This window comes from Mesorhizobium sp. M7A.F.Ca.US.005.03.1.1 (genome assembly GCF_003997975.1).
In the GTDB taxonomy this organism is placed as follows: Bacteria; Pseudomonadota; Alphaproteobacteria; order Rhizobiales; family Rhizobiaceae; genus Mesorhizobium; species Mesorhizobium ciceri.
Genome location: NZ_RZRO01000007.1, coordinates 100,463 through 116,870 on the forward strand (window position 1 = coordinate 100,463; position 16,408 = coordinate 116,870).

A 16,408-nucleotide genomic window follows, 5' to 3' on the forward strand; every position below is an offset into this window, starting at 1 on the left:
GCCGGTCGTGTTTCAAGACGTAGTTTAATCGATTGATATTGTTGGATATTCGATAATATTCGTGGCAGGTCTTGCCGTTGTCATGCTCGTTTGACAAAACAGGCCCGCCTCCGGCGGGAGGCCGCATTGCCAACGAGGAAATCACCAGATGAATGTGGCCCAGAACATCGTCGCCGGCCTTGACCGGATACTCACCATGGAACTGGTGCGCGTCACCGAACGGGCCGCCGTCGCGGCCGCCAGGCTGCGTGGGCGCGGCGACGAAAAGGCGGCCGACCAGGTCGCCGTGGATGCCATGCGCCAGGAACTCAACCGGCTTTCCATCAGGGGCACGGTGGTGATCGGCGAGGGCGAGCGCGATGAAGCGCCGATGCTCTATATCGGCGAAGAAGTCGGCTCCGGCAAAGGTCCGGCGGTCGATATCGCGCTCGATCCGCTCGAAGGCACGACGATCTGCGCCAAGAACCTGCCCAATGCGCTCGCCGTCATCGCCATCGCCGAAAAGGGCAGCCTGCTGTTTGCGCCCGATGTCTACATGGACAAGATCGCCATCGGTCCGGGCTATGCGGACGGCGTCATCGATATCGATGCCTCACCGGCCGAAAACATCGCCAGCCTCGCCCGCGCCAAGGGCGTGGCTATTTCGGACATCACCACCTGTATCCTCGACCGGCCACGTCATGCCAAGCTGATCGATGCCGTGCGCGCCACGGGTGCCGCGATCCGGCTGATCGGCGACGGCGATGTCGCCGGCGTCATCCACACCACGGATCCGGAAGAAACCGGCATCGATATCTATCTCGGCACTGGCGGAGCACCCGAGGGCGTGCTGGCCGCCGCCGCGCTGCGCTGCACCGGCGGCCAGATGCAGGGCAGGCTGATCCTCGACACACCGGAAAAGGTTGCTCGCGCGGCAAAGATGGGTATTTCCAATCCGAAACGGGTCTATCGGACGGAGGACATGGCGCGCGGCGATGTGCTGTTTGCGGCCACCGGTGTCACCGACGGCAACATGCTGGCTGGCGTCAAGTTCGGCCACAATTACATCACCACCCACACGATCGTGCTGCGCTCGTCGTCGCGGACGGTGCGCGAGATCAAGGCACGCCATCAGGACCTGGATAAGTTCTGACGCTTGCTTGCGAAGCCACCTTGCAATTGTTAGCCATTCGGGCGCACCCGATATTGGCTGCAAGGATTTGACGATGAAACCGTTCGACTGGCACGCGGATCCGATCTCGCGCGCCACCGCCATCACGCAGTCTTATCGCAACACCCAGAATGTGCGTCGCTTTCTCATCCGGGAATGCAGCTACGCATTCAGCTTCGACCGGCCTTTCATGGCCTGGCTCAAGGACGGTGTGGAAACGACGATGGGCGATGCGGCCGACGAATGGCTTCGGCGCCAGGCTGAAAAGCGGAAAGCGCAGTTTTCTTGACACTTCCCGGACGGCGCACACCGTGAATCGCTTGGCTTTGCCTGCCTTTGGCCTATAGAGCGTCGCATGAACGTGACACGATTTAAATCGTTGCCAATGCAGGTCGTCGCCCCAAAACCGCTGCGCACTTTTGGGCGACATGCACTATCGTGCGGCCAACGATGAGTTGGCAAAGCGTATGACCGGCGAAAAGCGCCTCTTCCTCGATGTCAGGCAGTCGGTATCAGGGGTTTCCTGGGAGCACCGGCTGACCGAGCGGCAGGACATGATCGCGCTCGCCATCGCGCAAGGCTACGGGGTACCCGATATCGTAGCACGGGTGCTTGCCGGCCGCGGCGTCACCGCCGAGCAGACCGAGCGGTTTCTCGATCCGACGATCCGCGATCTTCTGCCGGATCCGGCATCGCTGACCGACATGCACAGGGCGGCGGCCCGGATCGCCGCCGCGGTGATGGCCAGGGAAAAGGTGGCGATCTTCGGCGACTATGATGTCGACGGCGCCGCCTCGTCGGCCTTGCTGAAGCGGTTCCTCACGCATTTCTCGGTGCCGTCGGAAATCTACATCCCGGATCGTATTTTCGAGGGCTATGGCCCCAACCCCGACGCCATGCGCGAACTTGTTTCGCGTGGCGCGACACTGATCGTCACCGTCGATTGCGGCACCAACAGCGCCGCTTCCATCGATGCCGCCAATGAGGCCGGGGCCGATGTCGTGGTGCTCGACCACCACCAGGTCGGCGGTGCCTTGCCGGCGGCAATCGCTGTCGTCAATCCCAATCGCGACGACGACCTTTCCGGGCAGGGCCATCTCTGTGCCGCCGGCGTGGTCTTCCTCGCCCTTGTGCAGACGGCCAGGATCCTGCGTAGCCGCATGGCCGATGCTACGCCGCCGGACCTGCTTTCGCTGCTCGATATCGTGGCATTGGCCACCGTTTGTGACGTGGTGCCGCTGACCGGCGTCAACCGTGCCTTCGTGGTCAAGGGGCTGCAGATGGCGCGCCAGCAGAAGAACGAAGGGCTCGCGGCACTGGCACGGGTGTCGCGCATCGGCGAGCCGATCAGCACCTTCCATCTGGCCTATCTGATCGGCCCGCGCATCAATGCCGGCGGACGCATCGGCGATGCCGCACTTGGCAGCCGGTTGCTTGCGACCGACGACCCGGTCGAGGCGCGCACCATTGCCGAGACGCTCGACCGGCTCAACCAGGAACGGCAGCTGATGGAGCAGGAGATGCTCGCGGCGGCGCGCGCCGAGGCCGATGCGGAGCTCGCCGGCGGCAATGGCCCGGCTATCGTCGTCACCGCCAGCAACAGCTGGCATCCGGGCATCGTCGGTTTGCTCGCCTCACGGCTGAAGGATCATGCCCGCCGGCCGGCCTTCGCCATCGCCTTCAACGCCAACGGCATCGGCACCGGCTCGGGCCGCTCGGTCTCGGGTTTCGACCTCGGCCGGCTGGTGCGCGAGGCGGCCATTGCCGGTCTGATCGTCAAGGGTGGCGGGCATGGCATGGCGGCGGGCATCACCGTCGAGCGGGCGAGGCTTGGTGAGCTCAGGGCTTTTTTCGAAGAGCGGGCGGCAGCCGACGTGTTTCGCCTGCAGGGCGAGGAAAGCCTGGCCATAGACGGTGCGCTTGCCGCTGAAGGCGCGACACTCAGCCTGCTCGACGCGCTGGAACAAGCCGGACCTTTCGGTGCCGGGCACGTGGCCCCTGTTTTCGCGTTGCCGCGCCACCGGTTGGCCGATGCGCGGCCGGTCGGCACCAATCACATCCGCGTCGAGCTGCAATCGGAAAGCGGCGGCCGGATCCAGGCGATCGCCTTTCGCGCCGTCGATACCGCGCTTGGCGAATTCCTGTTCAAGAACCGGGGCAAGACAATCCACGTCGCCGGTTCGCTCTCAGGAAATTACTGGAACGGCAACCGCACCGTTCAGTTTCGTATCACCGATGCGGCTCGTGCGTAGGTTTTGATCAGGCGAGAACTGTCTGCAGCCGGGTCAGTTCGCCGATTTGCGCCATCGTCGCCTGATAGCCGAGCTTGATCGCCTCGTCGGCGCGGTGGAACTCGGTCAGGCCGATATGGCTGAGCTTCGGCTGTAGCGACATGTCTGGCGGATCGCCGGCAAGTCTTGCGCGCGAAATGCGGTCCTGGATGATGTTGAAGGCCTCGACCATGACGCCGGTGATGCCGAGCCGGGTCTGATGCGACTGGTGTTCGGGATCGCCATGTCCGGCCCTCGGCGCGTCCTTTTCGACGACCAGTTCGCCAGCGCTGTGCTTGATGACGGCGGCACGGCCGAACAGGTCATAGTGAAGGTTGACCGCCACGACGAGCGGCTGCTCGTAGGCGCGGCAGACCGAAACCGGTACGGGGTTGACCAGAGCGCCGTCGACCAGCACGCGGCCGTTGCAATTCACCGGCTCGAACACGCCGGGAAGCGCATAAGAGGCGCGCATGGCGGTGATCAATGAGCCGCTCGACAGCCAGATTTCGTGGCCCGTGCGGATTTCGGAAGTGACCGCGACGAACGGCTTGGCAAGGTCCTCGAAACGAATGCCGGCCATGTGCTCGCGCAGCCTTGCATCGAGTTTCATGCCGCCGAACAGGCCGCTGCCGCGTAAATTGAGATCGAGCAGGCCGAAAATGCGGCGCTTGGTCAGGCTGCGGGCGAATTCTTCGAGCTCGTCCAGTTTGCCGGCGAGATAGCAGCCGCCGACCAGCGCGCCGATCGAGGCGCCGGCGATCATCGATACTTCGATGCCGGCTTCATCCAGCGCGCGCAGCACGCCGATATGCGCCCAGCCGCGGGCGCACCCGCCACCCAAGGCGAGGGAAATGCCTGTTTTCTTTTGGGAGTTCGTTTCGGACGCGCCGCCTGACGAGGACAGGCCGTTGGCCTCCCTGACATCTGGTCTGTTACGCAATGACGCCCACTCGAGCATCATGATCTCCCTTGTCCCACGGCTACTATACGAGCGGGGCGTATCGAAATGATGAATCTGTGTCGTTGGTGTCAGGCAGAAGGTTCAAGCTGTTGGTTTCCGATACGTGTTTTCCGCATCGAACAGCGGCTTGCTGCCGTCGATGGCAAGCGTCCCTTTGCCGTCGACCAGCCCCACCGTCCGATAAAAGCATGAACGCCGGCCAGTGTGACAGGTTGCGTCGTGGCCCAACACTTTGACGCGCAACCATATGGCATCCTGGTCACAATCCGTGAGCATCTCGACGACATGCTGAAAATTGCCTGATGTTTCGCCCTTTTTCCAAAGCGCGCTGCGCGAGCGCGACCAGTAGTGGGCGATGCCGGTCTCAAGCGTCAGCGCCAGTGCTTGCGCGTTCATATGCGCAACCATCAACAGCATGCCGTCCGCGGCGTCTGTCACGACGACCGTGACCAGCCCGGCTGCATCGAAGCGCGGCGAAAACACCGCGCCTTCCTCGAGAGCCTTCTTGTCCGACGGAGCTTTTGGAAATTCCAGTGCCGACATCGCCGGTCCTTATTTTGATGGCCGGCGAGGGCCGATCAGACCCCGCCGCCGCGCACCATGGTGACGAAACGGACCTGCTCTTCGGGCGTGTCCTTGAAAACGCCGGTGAAGGTCGAGGTCAGCGTGGTTGATCCCTGCTTGCGGATGCCGCGCATGGCCATGCACATGTGCTCGGCCTCGATCATGACGGCGACGCCGCGCGGATTGAGCACGTCCTGGATGACGCCGGCGATCTGCGCCGTCAGCGCCTCCTGGGTTTGCAGGCGGTGGGCGAAGATATCGACGACGCGTGCGATCTTGGACAGGCCGACGACCTTGCCGTCCGGAAGATACCCGACATGCGCCTTGCCGATGATCGGCACCATATGGTGCTCGCAATGCGAATGGAATGTGATGTCCTTGACGATGACCAGGTCATCGTAGCCGGCGACCTCCTCGAAGGTGCGGCCGAGCTCGTCGGCCGGGCACATGTCGTAACCACCGAACATTTCGCGAAAGGCCTTTGCCACCCGCTTCGGCGTGTCGACCAACCCTTCGCGGTCCGGATTGTCGCCGGTCCAGCGCAAAAGCGTGCGCACGGCGGCTTCGACTTCGGCTTCGCTTGGCCGGTCGGTGACCGGCTTTTCCATATAGGCTGACTGTGGCATTAGCTTCTTGATGACGGCATCCATAAAGGCGTCTCCCGTAGTCCCTCTCGGCGGAGGAACGAGTTGAACGGACCACGACCTTTCGGTGTCGGAAACTCGCCCCGTTTCCAGCCCCGTAAGCGGCGTGAACTTCCCGGCAAGGACATTGGCTTTCGTCGTTCTTGTCGATACCGGACTGCCAGCATTATATAAGGTCATAGCGAGCGAAAGGAAGACACGACAGCGGCAATCGCTGTTCGCTTGGCGGCGACGGATTGGAAAATTATGATAAACGACGTCTACAACGCGAAAATTCTCGGTTTTGCCGGAAACATCGCCCGCATCGGCCGTCTCGATCATCCTGACGCGACCGCCAAGGCGCACTCCAAGCTATGCGGTTCGACCGTCACCGTCGACCTCAAGATGCAGGACGGCGTCGTCACGGATTTTGCCCATGACGTGAAGGCCTGCGCGCTCGGCCAGGCGTCGTCATCGATCATGGCGCAGCATGTCGTCGGCGCGAGTGCCGAGGAATTGCGCGCGGTGCGCGACACCATGCTGAAGATGCTCAAGGAAAATGGCGCCCCGCCGGACGGCCGCTTTGCGGATCTCAGATATTTGGAGCCGGTGCGCGACTACAAGGCGCGGCACGCTTCGACCATGCTGACTTTCGATGCCGTGGTCGACGCGATCGGCCAGATCGAGAAGAAGCGCGCCGAAGAAGCGGCCTGACCTTGGGATTTGGCCGTCCACGGTGCGCAGGCTTCGCGCAGGCGCCCAAAATCTTTGTTGCCACGGCTTGGCATTTGGCTGGACAGGAACCGGGCCAGAAGGGTTTAAGCCTGCGCTTCCAGCGCCCGCCTGCTTTCGGCAAATTCACTTCTGAGCCAGTCGGCGAACGCGGCGGCCGGCTCCGAGAGGTCGTGCAGGTTTCTGGCCACCAGCCAATAGGCGCCGGATGCGACGTCGATGTCGAACGGCTTGACCAGCGCGCCGGATGCGATTTCCCCGCCGATCTGCAACAGATCGCCCAATGCCACGCCATGTCCGAGCAAGGCGGCCTGCTTTGAAAGCGACGCATCCGCCAGCATCGGCCCGCGCGCGGGCACGGCGTCGGCGGGCACGCCGGCCGCTTCGAACCAGCGCACCCAGCCCTGGCGATTCTCCTCGTGCAAAAGCGTGTAGCGGCCAAGATCGATTGGCTTCCTGAGGGCAGGGCCAGAAGCAAGCAGCGCCGGCGACAGGACCGGCGAATCGACCGTCGAGGCAAGCCGCTCGGCCTGGCTGCGCGGCCACGAGTCGGCATGCGCGCTGAAGCGCAAGGCAAGCTCCGGCTGATCGCTGCGGAACTCGATCAGCCTTGGATCGACCTCGAGAGAGACGTCGATGTCGGGCCGCAATTGGCGAAAGCGGTTGAGCCGGGGCACCAGCCACACGGAGGCAAGCGACGGCTCGACACTGACACGGACCACGGACTGCGCCGGTGTCGCCACCAGATCGCCAAGCAAGGTATCGATGGCGTCGAAACTTCTGACAAGCTGATCCAGCAGACGCCGGCCGGTGTCGGTCAGTTCGACTCGTCGATGGTGACGTTCGAACAAGGGTCGATGCAGGAAGATTTCGAGCTCGCGGATCTGCCGGCTGATCGCCGCCTGCGAGACGAAAAGCTCCTCGGCCGCCCGGCTGAAGCTCAGATGCCGGCCCGCCGCCTCGAAGCTCCTCAATGCCGTCAGCGGCAGGCGCCCACGCTTCATTTCGCATAACCCAGGATTATCCGAAGTGGAAATTATACTCGTTTGAAGGCGAAGGCCAGCGGCGGTCTAATCCATGTCAAAGGAGACCGACCATGATCCAGTTGCTGAACATTTTTGGCGATGTCATGCGGATCGCGACGTTTCAATGGCGTGACGAAAAGCAGCATTCAAAGCGCCGCGAGGGGCCGGCCAGTCGTGGCCGCTGGGCGCCGTCGGCTGACAGGCAGCCGTTTCGCCGTTCCCGTCCGTGATGGCGGGGCGCGCAAGGAGGGGGGATTGCGTTCTCCGGCGGAAGTCCACATCTATCGCCTGGGAAACGCGATACGGAGACTGTGGTGCGCGACCAGCATGGGCATGCGCATATAGACGGGTCGCAAAAACGCGGCCGCAACTGGCCCGGCCCCTGGCGCAAGACGCCAGGCCGTCTCCTCGGCACGTCGCTCGTGCGCCTCTACCAGCTGACGCTGTCGGGCTTTGTCGGCAATTCCTGCCGGCATCTGCCGACCTGTTCGGAATATGCGCATGAGGCGATCGCCCGCCATGGCCTGTGGGCCGGCGGCTGGATGGGATTCTTCCGCGTGCTGCGCTGCGGGCCATTCGGCACGCATGGCATAGACCTGGTGCCGGAGGCGCTTGCGGATCGCTATCTCTGGTTCATGCCCTGGCGGTACTGGCGGATCGGCAGCAAGCACGGCAAAGCGCAGGAATGATGGCCGGGGGGAGAGCAGGTTTACGATCCGGTAGGGTTAACAACAGCCTGCACAAAGACTGCGCATTTGAGACAAAATCGAGACAAGAGACCCCGCTAAGCCGCTCACGAACCCCCTTCTGGAGCGAGCAGAAAATGCGCAATTTCGACCGTCTTCCCTTCATCTTTGCCGGGATCCTGTTCCTGCTCGCCTGGCTGCTGGGATTTCCGTTGCGCGCGCAATCGGCGCCGCTGGGGGATTTGCAGTGCACGGTGATCGCCGATGCGGCGAGCGGCAAGACGCTTTACCAGGACGGAGTGTGCGACCAGCGGTTCAGCCCGGCCTCGACGTTCAAAGTGCCGCTGTCGCTGATCGGCTATGACAGCGGGATCCTGAGCGACGAGCATACGCCGGCGTGGGACTACAAGCCGGAGTTCAAGGCGGTGAAGCGGGACCAGAAGACCGTCGATCCGGTGATCTGGGAACGGGATTCGATCGTCTGGTTCTCCCGTGAAATCACCAGTCGGCTCGGGCCGGAAAAATTGGCGGGCTATGTCTCCAAATTCGGCTACGGCAATGCCGATGTTTCCGGCAATCCCGGCAAGAATGATGGTTTGACCCAATCCTGGATAAACTCCTCGCTCAAGATCACGCCGGTCGAGCAGGTCGATTTCCTGCGCAAGCTGCTGGCCCGCAAGCTGCCTGTCTCGGCCAGGGCCTACGACATGACATCAGCCATCATCCCGACCTTCCAGGCCGGAGGCTGGACGGTGCAGGGCAAGACCGGAAGCACTAGGCTGCGCAACGATGCCGACAAGGTTCAGGATAAGCGCTCGCTTGGGTGGTTCGTCGGCTGGGCGAACAAGGATGGCCGCCAGATCGTCTTTGCGCGCCTTGTCGTCGACACCGATCGGACCGATATGCCCAAAGGCCTCAAGACCCGAGCCGCGTTCCTGAAGGACCTGCCGCTGCTCATCAAATGAAGTCTGACATTTGAGCCGGGCTTTACGGCGGCGGAATCTGTCCATAAAAGACAGCCGCTGGCGGACGCATCCGGCCTACTCTTTGCATGTCGTAACCCCAAAACCGCCCACACATTTTTGGGCGACATGCATTTCAACCACCCGCGCTCGTTTGCGGGACTGGATAGGAGATATACATGCTGAATTCCGTTTCCCTGACATTTCCCGATGGCTCCGTCCGCGAATACGACGCGGCGATGACCGGTGCGGGCCTCGCCGAATCGATCTCGAAGTCGCTGGCCAAGAAGGCGGTCGCCTATGCGATCGACGGCACCGTCCGCGATCTCAGCGATCCGCTTGGCAAATCCGGCAAGGTCGAGATCGTCACCCGCGACGACCCGCGCGCACTCGAACTGATCCGTCACGACGCCGCACATGTGTTGGCGGAAGCCGTGCAGGAATTGTGGCCGGGAACGCAGGTGACCATCGGGCCGGTGATCGAGAACGGGTTTTACTACGACTTCGCCCGCAACGAGCCGTTCACGCCTGACGATTTTCCCGTGATCGAGAAGAAGATGCGCGAGATCATTTCGCGCAACAAGCCGTTCACCAAGGAAGTCTGGTCGCGCGACAAGGCGAAGAAAGTGTTTGCCGACAAGGGCGAACGCTACAAGCTGGAGCTGATCGACGCCATTCCCGAGGATCAGGATCTCAAGATCTACGCGCAGGGCGACTGGTTCGATCTTTGCCGTGGCCCGCACATGGCCTCGACGGGGCAGATCGGCAACGCCTTCAAACTGATGAAGGTGGCCGGCGCCTATTGGCGCGGCGATTCGAACAATCCGATGCTGACCCGCATCTACGGCACGGCCTGGGCTGATCAGGCGCAGCTCGAAGCCTATCAGACGATGCTGGAGGAGGCCGAGAAGCGCGACCACAGGAAGATCGGCCGCGAGATGGACCTGTTCCATTTCCAGGAAGAGGGGCCTGGCGTCGTCTTTTGGCACGCCAAGGGCTGGAAGATGTTCCAGAACCTGGTCAACTACATGCGCCGCCGCCTCGACGAGCAGGGCTATCAGGAGGTCAACGCGCCGCAGGTTCTCGACAAGAGCCTGTGGGAGACGTCAGGCCATTGGGGATGGTATCGCGACGCCATGTTCAAGGTGACGGTGGCCGGCGACGATACCGATGACGACCGGGTTTTCGCTCTGAAGCCGATGAACTGCCCGGGCCATGTGCAGATTTTCAAGCATGGGTTGAAGTCTTATCGCGATCTGCCTGTCAAACTTGCGGAATTCGGCAACGTCCACCGTTACGAACCATCCGGCGCGCTGCACGGGCTGATGCGCGTGCGCGGTTTTACGCAAGACGATGCGCACATTTTCTGCACCGAGGAGCAATTGGCGGCGGAATGCCTGCGCATCAACGATCTGATCCTGTCGACCTATGCTGATTTCGGTTTCGACGAAATCAGCGTCAAGCTCTCGACGCGGCCGGACAAACGCGTCGGTACCGACGAGGCGTGGGATCACGCCGAGGCGATCATGGGCGGCGTGCTGGAGACGATCAGGACACGGTCCGGCAATCGCATCAAGACCTCGATCAATCCGGGTGAGGGCGCCTTCTACGGGCCGAAATTCGAATATGTGCTGAAGGATGCCATCGGCCGCGAATGGCAGTGCGGCACGACGCAGGTCGATTTCAACCTGCCGGAGCGGTTTGGCGCCTTCTATATCGGCTCGGATTCCGAGAAGAAGCAGCCTGTCATGGTTCACCGCGCCATCTGCGGCTCGATGGAGCGCTTCCTCGGCATCCTGATCGAGAACTATTCCGGCCATTTCCCGCTGTGGTTCGCGCCGCTGCAGGTGGTGGTGGCGACGATCACGTCGGATGCCGACGACTATGCGACCGAGGTGGTGGCAAAGCTGAAGGCCGCTGGGCTGTTGGCGGAAGCGGATCTGCGCAACGAGAAGATCAACTACAAGGTCCGCGAGCACAGCCTGGCCAAGGTTCCGGTCATCCTCGTCTGCGGCAAGCGCGAAGCGGAAGAGCAGACGGTCAACATGCGCCGACTGGGCTCGCGCGACCAGGAATCGCTTGGCCTTGACCAGGCGATCGCGCAACTGACCGAGGAAGCCGTCACACCCGACCGCCGGCGCAAACGCGCGGCCTGATTGGCATAGTTTCGACCAAATGGCGGTGGAGCGATCCACCGCCATTTTCATATCCCTGTCACGCCGACCTTGTAACGAGCCCCTATGCTCAAGTTGAAATTGCGCGAACGACCCTTTCCCGAGCTTTCCTATGCCAATCCGCGCCAGCCGGCGCTGACGCGCTGGTTCATACATTCGGTCGAAGGCTTGTCGGGCCGCGACCGCTACACAGCCCTCTATGATTTCTGGCGCCGCCAGATCGTGCCGACCGGCGAACGCGTGTTCAGCCGCATGCTCGACCTGATCGACGTGCGGGTGCGGACCGCTGATCAGTGGCCGCCCGCGCAATTGCCGGACACGCCGCTGGTGATCGTCGCCAATCATCCGTTCGGCATCGGTGACGGTATCGCCGTGCTGTCGCTGGCCGAGCAGCTCGGCCGTCCGTTCCGGGTGATGATCCACAAGGATCTGCTCAGGATCCGCGAGATGGAGCCTTATTCGCTGCCGATCGACTTTTCGGAGACCAAGGATGCGCTGAAGAACAACATGGCCGTGCGCCATGAAGCGGTGCGACTGTTGAAAGAGGGCGTCACCATCGTGGTATTTCCGGCCGGCGGTGTCGCCACCGCGCCAAAGGGTTTTGGCCGGGCGCGCGATCTGCCGTGGAAGATGTTTCCGGCCCGCCTCGTCCAGGACGCCAGGGCGTCGGTCATCCCGATGCATTTTTCCGGGCAGAACGGCAGGCTGTTCCATCTTGTCAGCGGGCCGATGAACATGGCCGAGCGCGACGGCCGGGTGGCCAAGTTCGTCGGCAAGGCCTCGCTGACGCTGCGCACATCGCTGCTCATCCACGAATTCGCGCGGCTGTCGGGCAAGGCGATCGACGTGCGCGTCGGCGATGTGCTGAGCTGGAGCGAACTGGAGCCGTTGCGCGACCGCAAGGCCTTGCTCGACCGCCTCTATCGCGGCGTGTTCGACCTGGCGCCAGCTTTGCCACGCCGCCGGATCCCGTTCCTGCCGGCGCGGACCGAGCTGGCGGCTTGATCCTTAAAACGAAGGTTAATCCGCGCCTTCTTCAGGATCCATCGCCGCGGCCTCGGTGGCCAGAACCTCGATTTCCTGGTTCTGCCCGGCCACGACCGTAAAATCCTTCTGGTAGATGCGGTCGCGGTTCTTGGCGATGATGGTGTAGTCGCCCTCGGCCAGCACCATCGAGGCGAAAGCGCCGACGGTTTCCTTGATCGGATCGCCGGACTCGTTGAGCAGTGACCAGGACGTGTCGGCGATCGCCTCGCCACCGGTTTCGCGCACCAGCTTCATCGTGATCTCGGCGGCGTGATGCTCGACGGTGGCTTCGGTCAGCTTGCCGGCCTCGACGCGGATGTCGGAGCGAATGACTGCATTGACCGCGCCATAGGTCGAGACGACATGGTAGATGCCGGCGTTGAGCCGCACGACGCTGTTGGGCTCGACATCGGGAATGATCAGCGCGCGGTCGCCATTGGCCTCGGCAGTGCCCTCGTAGATCGAAAAGCGCAGCTTCTTCGGTGGAATGCGCACGCCGCCGGACAGCACGGCGTCGAGCTTGAGGCCGCCGGCATCGAGCACGAGGCTTTCGCGCTTGGCGTCCTTGCCGACAGTGATGCGTTTGGTGGCGCCGGCCCGGCCGTAGGAGGCGTGAACCAGATAGCTGCCGGGTTCGAGCTGGAAGACGGCGGTGCCTCCATGCGAGGAGGCGACCATCGGCAATTTGCCGTTGACGGCTTCCGGCTTGAAGACCCGCCAGACGATGCCGCGCGTGATGTCGGAACCCTTGTCGGTCAACTGGGCAGAGAGTGTGATGGCACCGCCGCCGCTCAGTGCCAGTGACGTCTCGCCTTTCGGCGTCGCGTAGCTCGAAATTCCCGGAAGCTTCAGGTCGCTGACTCCGTCGACATTCTGCGCCATGGCGAACGAAACCGGCGCCATGAACAGCAGGGCGCCGAGCCAGACCAGGAAAAGACGGATAGTCCCCTCAAACATGCCTTGCGTTGAAGCCCATGGCGGTGGCAATTTCAAGGCTTAAGAGTCCGACCGATACGACTCTTCCGTCCGGCGTATCCCGCGCCAATGCCCGAGCCGCCCGAATCCCCGATGGTGCGCTTCAGCTCAAAACAGAATGTCCAGGAGACTTGCGCCCATGGCGTCGCCGATCATCGACTTCCTGCTGACCCGAAACTCCGCACCGATTCCAGATCTGAAGGAGCCGGCGCCGAGCGATGCGGAGATCGCGACAATGATCACTGCTGCCTCCCGGGTGCCCGATCATGGCCGGTTGGAGCCCTGGCGCTTCATCCTCTACCGTGGCGACGCCCGCGTCGAGATCGGCAGGCAACTGGCAGCACTTGCCGAGCAGCGGGAGGGCCCATTGACGGAGGGCCGCCGCAATCAGGAACTGGCGCGGTTCTCGCGCGCACCGCTGGTGATCGGCGTCGTATCTGTCCCCAGGGAGAATCCAAAAATCCCGCAATGGGAAATGTTCCTGTCGGGCGGCATGGCGGCGATGAACCTGATGATATCAGCCAACGCGCTGGGCTTTGGCACCAACATGATCAGCAACTGGTATTCGGATGTGCCGGAGGGCAGGGCACTGCTGGGGCTGGCGCCGCAGGAGCGGGTCATCGGCTTCATCCATATCGGCTCCTATGCCGGCCCGGCGCCGGAGCGGCCCCGGCCCGATCCGGCAAAGCTGTACAGTGACTATTCGGGGCCGTGGGTCGGCTGAATGTTCTACGAGCCGTCAAAGGGCCACGGCCTGCCGCACGACCCTTCGAAGGCGATCGTGGCGCCGCGTCCGATCGGCTGGATTTCGACACTGAACAGGGCTGGTGAGATCAACCTCGCGCCATATTCCTTCTTCAATGCCGTTTCGACGCGGCCTTTCATCGTCTGGTTCTCCTCCGAAGGCGAGAAGGACAGCGCCTCCTTCGCCCAGGAAACCGGCGAGTTCGTCGCCAATCTGGTCAGCCGCGATCTCGCGGAGAAGATGAACCGCACGTCGGTCAATGCTCCGCGCGGTGTCAATGAGTTCGTCTATGCCGATCTTGCCATGGCGCCGTCGCGGCTGGTCGCCCCGCCGCGCGTGGCGGCAGCGCCGGCCGCGCTCGAATGCCGGGTGACTCAAGTTTTTCGGCCAAAGGCCCTGGACGGGTCGCCGACAAGTGCCGTCATCGTCGCCGGTGAAGTGGTCGGCGTGCATATCGACGACGCCTTCCTGACGGACGGCCTGTTCGACATCACCAAGGCCGGCAATGTCGCTCGTCTCGGCTATATGGACTATGCCAGCGTCGACGAGGTGTTTTCGATGCGCCGGCCACGCTGGGACAAGGACTAGATACCAAGGCTCGGCCAGTTACCGCGCCTTGCCGGCACTCGTTCGCCGCCTGGCGGTCATGACGGTGCGCACATAGCCGGGCTCGCCGATCCGAATGCTTCCATCGGGCAGGCCCAGTATGCGGTCGAGGGCGATTTCGTAGAGCCTGACGCGTTTCTCCAGGACTTCGATCGCGGCCTCCATGTCGGCGTCGCTGCCGCCGGCAATGGCCTTGGCCACGACATCACGCGTGGCCATGCCGAATTGCATGACGATGTCGGCGACACCTTCCGGATCGAAGGTCCTGAAAGTGCCGTCTTCGATTCCTTGCCTGATGACCTTGACCAGCAGCGGTGAAAACGACGCGCTGGCGGCCAGATTGATACGGTGGAAAAGCACCAGATTCTCAGGCCGGAACATCGTCTCGAAAAGAGCCCAAGCTTCCGGCGCGGTTTCGATCTTGGCCCGCCGCGACTGGCTGAGCAGGCCATTCAGGCGGCCAAGCGGGTCGAGGCCGGGATCGTGGAGTATGTCCTGGACCCCAGCCAGTGCCTGTCTTGCAAAGCGATCGGCCAATGCCTCCAGGAGAGCCTCCTTGGAGGGGAAGTAATGATAGAAAGCACCCTTCGAGATGCCGGCGGACGCAATCACGTCATTGAGGCTCGCTTTGTCATAGCCCTGGGTCAGGAACAGGGCCTGGGCATGGTCCAGAAGTTCTTCTCGCCTGAGTTCTGGATGCTTGATGACACGGGGCATGACGAACTTTCTGCACGTGATGGCTGCTCCCGTCCAGTCCCGACGTCGGCAGCCAGGGCAACGAATTTCGGGTTAACGGGTCCCTTCGGAGCCTCCGCTTGCGCGTTGGCTGACGGAGCATCAAACGAAAAACCCGCCTGTGCGGCGGGCCACTGGCGCAAATCAGCACCATGGGCAAAAATGTACCATAGCTGAGATCACCGAGTCAAGAAAAAATTCCTATCACGGAGGCTGCCCGGCAAAAGCGGCCAACACAACCGACTGCTGCAAGCCTTTTGTTAAGCGGGAGTTCGGAGCCTCGGGTCGAAGGTTCGCTTGAACTATAGACCAGTGGTCTGTATGGTAGACCAATGGTCTAAAATACCAATCATCAGCGGATATCAAGGCAGGTCGATCATGATCGCGAAATTGGTTCTTCAGACATTCGTCTGGTTCGGCGTCATGGGCGCCTTGCTCTTCCTGTCGGCCGGCACGCTGCATTGGCCGGGGGCCTGGGTCTATCTGGTGGGGATGGTGGGCCTCAGTCTCACCTTGGGCGTGGCGCTGGCGAGGCGCGATCCCGGTCTGATGAATGAGCGGCTGAGCTCTCCCATCCAGAAGAATCAGGCCGCGGCCGACAAGGTGCTGCTGTCCATACTTCTGCTCGCCATCTTTGGTTCTCAGATATTCATGGGATTCGACGTTCGTTTCGGCTGGTCGGCGGTTCCCGTCTGGGTGCAGGTGGTCGGCGCACTGGTCCTGCTGCTCGGAATCTGGATCTGCTATCTGACGATGCTGGAGAACAGTTTTGCGGCGCCCGTGGTCAAGATCCAGGACGAACGCGGACAACGTGTGATCTCCACCGGGCCTTACAGCTACGTCCGCCATCCGATGTATGCCGGCGCCATCCTCTTCTTCGCCGGCACGGCACTTCTGCTTGGTTCCTGGTGGGGGCTGGCGTCGGTGCTCGTGCTCGTCGTTCTCTTGGCCATCCGCACCTTCATCGAAGAGAAAACGCTTCGCGCCGGTCTGCGCGGCTATGACGACTATGTGGCCCAGGTCCGTTACCGCCTGATTCCATTGGTTTGGTAGCAGGCGCTCAGGCGGAAACACCTGCCGCCTTTGCCCGCGCCAGAAGCCGCTCGGCCAGCCGCAGGTGCGGGCGGTCGAACATCTTGCCGTCGATAGCGACGACGCCGGGGCTTCCCGC

Annotated in this window: 18 protein-coding genes and 1 pseudogene; 12 read left to right on the forward strand and 7 right to left on the reverse strand. The window is 62.5% G+C overall.

All coding sequences use genetic code 11. The annotated features are described in order from the left end of the window. Positions 1–148 precede the first annotated feature (148 nt). The 3 genes from glpX (at position 149) to recJ (ending at position 3,402) form a co-directional block, all read left to right on the forward strand. Positions 149–1,132, forward strand: a complete 984-nt coding sequence (glpX, locus tag EN990_RS05695; protein WP_013531987.1) for a class II fructose-bisphosphatase — start codon at positions 149–151, stop codon at positions 1,130–1,132. Positions 1,133–1,205: 73 nt separating this feature from the next. After that, positions 1,206–1,439, forward strand: coding sequence for a DUF6434 domain-containing protein (locus EN990_RS05700; protein WP_063167872.1), 234 nt, complete (start codon positions 1,206–1,208; stop codon positions 1,437–1,439). 178 nt (positions 1,440–1,617) lie between these two features. Next, complete coding sequence (gene recJ, locus EN990_RS05705) at positions 1,618–3,402, forward strand: single-stranded-DNA-specific exonuclease RecJ (RefSeq protein WP_063167873.1); 1,785 nt, start codon at positions 1,618–1,620, stop codon at positions 3,400–3,402. A 7-nt stretch (positions 3,403–3,409) separates the two neighbouring features. Here recJ and EN990_RS05710 read toward each other — a convergent pair whose 3' ends face one another. From EN990_RS05710 to folE, 3 genes are all read right to left on the reverse strand, one after another. Then, the gene (locus EN990_RS05710) at positions 3,410–4,384 is read right to left on the reverse strand and encodes a patatin family protein (RefSeq protein ID WP_206526337.1); all 975 of its coding nucleotides are present in this window, start codon (positions 4,382–4,384) and stop codon (positions 3,410–3,412) included. An 81-nt stretch (positions 4,385–4,465) separates the two neighbouring features. Then, positions 4,466–4,927, reverse strand: a complete 462-nt coding sequence (gene hisI, locus EN990_RS05715) for a phosphoribosyl-AMP cyclohydrolase (protein WP_013531983.1) — start codon at positions 4,925–4,927, stop codon at positions 4,466–4,468. 35 nt (positions 4,928–4,962) lie between these two features. Continuing rightward, positions 4,963–5,598 (reverse strand): GTP cyclohydrolase I FolE, encoded by a 636-nt coding sequence (gene folE, locus EN990_RS05720; RefSeq protein ID WP_013531982.1) that lies wholly within the window; start codon positions 5,596–5,598, stop codon positions 4,963–4,965. A 240-nt stretch (positions 5,599–5,838) separates the two neighbouring features. On the opposite strand from folE, the gene EN990_RS05725 reads away from it, so the two are divergent. After that, the gene (locus EN990_RS05725) at positions 5,839–6,285 is read left to right on the forward strand and encodes an iron-sulfur cluster assembly scaffold protein (protein ID WP_013531981.1); all 447 of its coding nucleotides are present in this window, start codon (positions 5,839–5,841) and stop codon (positions 6,283–6,285) included. Positions 6,286–6,389: 104 nt separating this feature from the next. On the opposite strand, the gene EN990_RS05730 is transcribed toward EN990_RS05725, so the two are convergent. After that, positions 6,390–7,307, reverse strand: coding sequence for a LysR substrate-binding domain-containing protein (locus tag EN990_RS05730; RefSeq protein WP_013531980.1), 918 nt, complete (start codon positions 7,305–7,307; stop codon positions 6,390–6,392). 92 nt (positions 7,308–7,399) lie between these two features. Here EN990_RS05730 and EN990_RS05735 point away from each other — a divergent pair, with 92 nt between their 5' ends. The 5 genes from EN990_RS05735 to EN990_RS05755 all read left to right on the forward strand — a co-directional run bounded on the left by EN990_RS05735 (position 7,400) and on the right by EN990_RS05755 (position 12,155). Beyond that, on the forward strand, positions 7,400–7,558 hold the full coding sequence (locus tag EN990_RS05735) for a hypothetical protein (protein WP_127369532.1): 159 nt from the start codon (positions 7,400–7,402) through the stop codon (positions 7,556–7,558). 84 nt (positions 7,559–7,642) lie between these two features. Further along, positions 7,643–8,017 carry a membrane protein insertion efficiency factor YidD gene (yidD, locus tag EN990_RS05740; RefSeq protein ID WP_127369531.1) on the forward strand — a complete coding sequence of 125 codons (375 nt, stop codon included), beginning with the start codon at positions 7,643–7,645 and terminating at the stop codon, positions 8,015–8,017. A 134-nt stretch (positions 8,018–8,151) separates the two neighbouring features. Beyond that, positions 8,152–8,979 carry a class D beta-lactamase gene (gene blaOXA / locus EN990_RS05745; RefSeq protein WP_013531977.1) on the forward strand — a complete coding sequence of 276 codons (828 nt, stop codon included), beginning with the start codon at positions 8,152–8,154 and terminating at the stop codon, positions 8,977–8,979. Positions 8,980–9,155: 176 nt separating this feature from the next. Then, positions 9,156–11,132 (forward strand): threonine--tRNA ligase, encoded by a 1,977-nt coding sequence (thrS, locus tag EN990_RS05750; RefSeq protein WP_063172025.1) that lies wholly within the window; start codon positions 9,156–9,158, stop codon positions 11,130–11,132. An 84-nt stretch (positions 11,133–11,216) separates the two neighbouring features. After that, positions 11,217–12,155, forward strand: coding sequence for a GNAT family N-acetyltransferase (locus tag EN990_RS05755; RefSeq protein ID WP_127369530.1), 939 nt, complete (start codon positions 11,217–11,219; stop codon positions 12,153–12,155). 15 nt (positions 12,156–12,170) lie between these two features. Here EN990_RS05755 and EN990_RS05760 read toward each other — a convergent pair whose 3' ends face one another. Next, positions 12,171–13,133, reverse strand: a complete 963-nt coding sequence (locus EN990_RS05760) for a hypothetical protein (protein ID WP_064995336.1) — start codon at positions 13,131–13,133, stop codon at positions 12,171–12,173. 157 nt (positions 13,134–13,290) lie between these two features. Between EN990_RS05760 and EN990_RS05765 the strand changes: the two genes are divergently transcribed. Then, the gene (locus tag EN990_RS05765) at positions 13,291–13,875 is read left to right on the forward strand and encodes a nitroreductase (protein ID WP_024505355.1); all 585 of its coding nucleotides are present in this window, start codon (positions 13,291–13,293) and stop codon (positions 13,873–13,875) included. Continuing rightward, positions 13,876–14,484, forward strand: a complete 609-nt coding sequence (locus EN990_RS05770) for a flavin reductase family protein (protein WP_064995335.1) — start codon at positions 13,876–13,878, stop codon at positions 14,482–14,484. 18 nt (positions 14,485–14,502) lie between these two features. On the opposite strand, the gene EN990_RS05775 is transcribed toward EN990_RS05770, so the two are convergent. After that, entirely contained in the window at positions 14,503–15,219 is a 717-nt protein-coding gene (locus tag EN990_RS05775; protein ID WP_024505353.1) for a TetR/AcrR family transcriptional regulator, read from the reverse strand. A gap of 396 nt (positions 15,220–15,615) precedes the next feature. On the opposite strand from EN990_RS05775, the gene EN990_RS05780 reads away from it, so the two are divergent. Beyond that, positions 15,616–16,290, forward strand: a complete 675-nt coding sequence (locus EN990_RS05780) for an isoprenylcysteine carboxylmethyltransferase family protein (RefSeq protein ID WP_127370068.1) — start codon at positions 15,616–15,618, stop codon at positions 16,288–16,290. A gap of 7 nt (positions 16,291–16,297) precedes the next feature. On the opposite strand, the pseudogene EN990_RS36020 reads toward EN990_RS05780, so the two are convergent. After that, positions 16,298–16,408 (reverse strand): annotated as a pseudogene (locus tag EN990_RS36020) (CoA ester lyase); the annotation flags it as partial.

Coding starts and splice junctions, on each gene's coding strand:
- glpX (WP_013531987.1), top strand. CDS start 149: ATGAATGTGGCCCAGAACATCGTCGCCGGCCTTGACCGGATACTCACC.
- EN990_RS05700 (WP_063167872.1), top strand. CDS start 1,206: ATGAAACCGTTCGACTGGCACGCGGATCCGATCTCGCGCGCCACCGCC.
- recJ (WP_063167873.1), top strand. CDS start 1,618: ATGACCGGCGAAAAGCGCCTCTTCCTCGATGTCAGGCAGTCGGTATCA.
- EN990_RS05710 (WP_206526337.1), bottom strand. CDS start 4,384: ATGATGCTCGAGTGGGCGTCATTGCGTAACAGACCAGATGTCAGGGAG.
- hisI (WP_013531983.1), bottom strand. CDS start 4,927: ATGTCGGCACTGGAATTTCCAAAAGCTCCGTCGGACAAGAAGGCTCTC.
- folE (WP_013531982.1), bottom strand. CDS start 5,598: ATGGATGCCGTCATCAAGAAGCTAATGCCACAGTCAGCCTATATGGAA.
- EN990_RS05725 (WP_013531981.1), top strand. CDS start 5,839: ATGATAAACGACGTCTACAACGCGAAAATTCTCGGTTTTGCCGGAAAC.
- EN990_RS05730 (WP_013531980.1), bottom strand. CDS start 7,307: ATGAAGCGTGGGCGCCTGCCGCTGACGGCATTGAGGAGCTTCGAGGCG.
- EN990_RS05735 (WP_127369532.1), top strand. CDS start 7,400: ATGATCCAGTTGCTGAACATTTTTGGCGATGTCATGCGGATCGCGACG.
- blaOXA (WP_013531977.1), top strand. CDS start 8,152: ATGCGCAATTTCGACCGTCTTCCCTTCATCTTTGCCGGGATCCTGTTC.
- thrS (WP_063172025.1), top strand. CDS start 9,156: ATGCTGAATTCCGTTTCCCTGACATTTCCCGATGGCTCCGTCCGCGAA.
- EN990_RS05755 (WP_127369530.1), top strand. CDS start 11,217: ATGCTCAAGTTGAAATTGCGCGAACGACCCTTTCCCGAGCTTTCCTAT.
- EN990_RS05760 (WP_064995336.1), bottom strand. CDS start 13,133: ATGTTTGAGGGGACTATCCGTCTTTTCCTGGTCTGGCTCGGCGCCCTG.
- EN990_RS05765 (WP_024505355.1), top strand. CDS start 13,291: ATGGCGTCGCCGATCATCGACTTCCTGCTGACCCGAAACTCCGCACCG.
- EN990_RS05770 (WP_064995335.1), top strand. CDS start 13,876: ATGTTCTACGAGCCGTCAAAGGGCCACGGCCTGCCGCACGACCCTTCG.
- EN990_RS05775 (WP_024505353.1), bottom strand. CDS start 15,219: ATGCCCCGTGTCATCAAGCATCCAGAACTCAGGCGAGAAGAACTTCTG.
- EN990_RS05780 (WP_127370068.1), top strand. CDS start 15,616: ATGATCGCGAAATTGGTTCTTCAGACATTCGTCTGGTTCGGCGTCATG.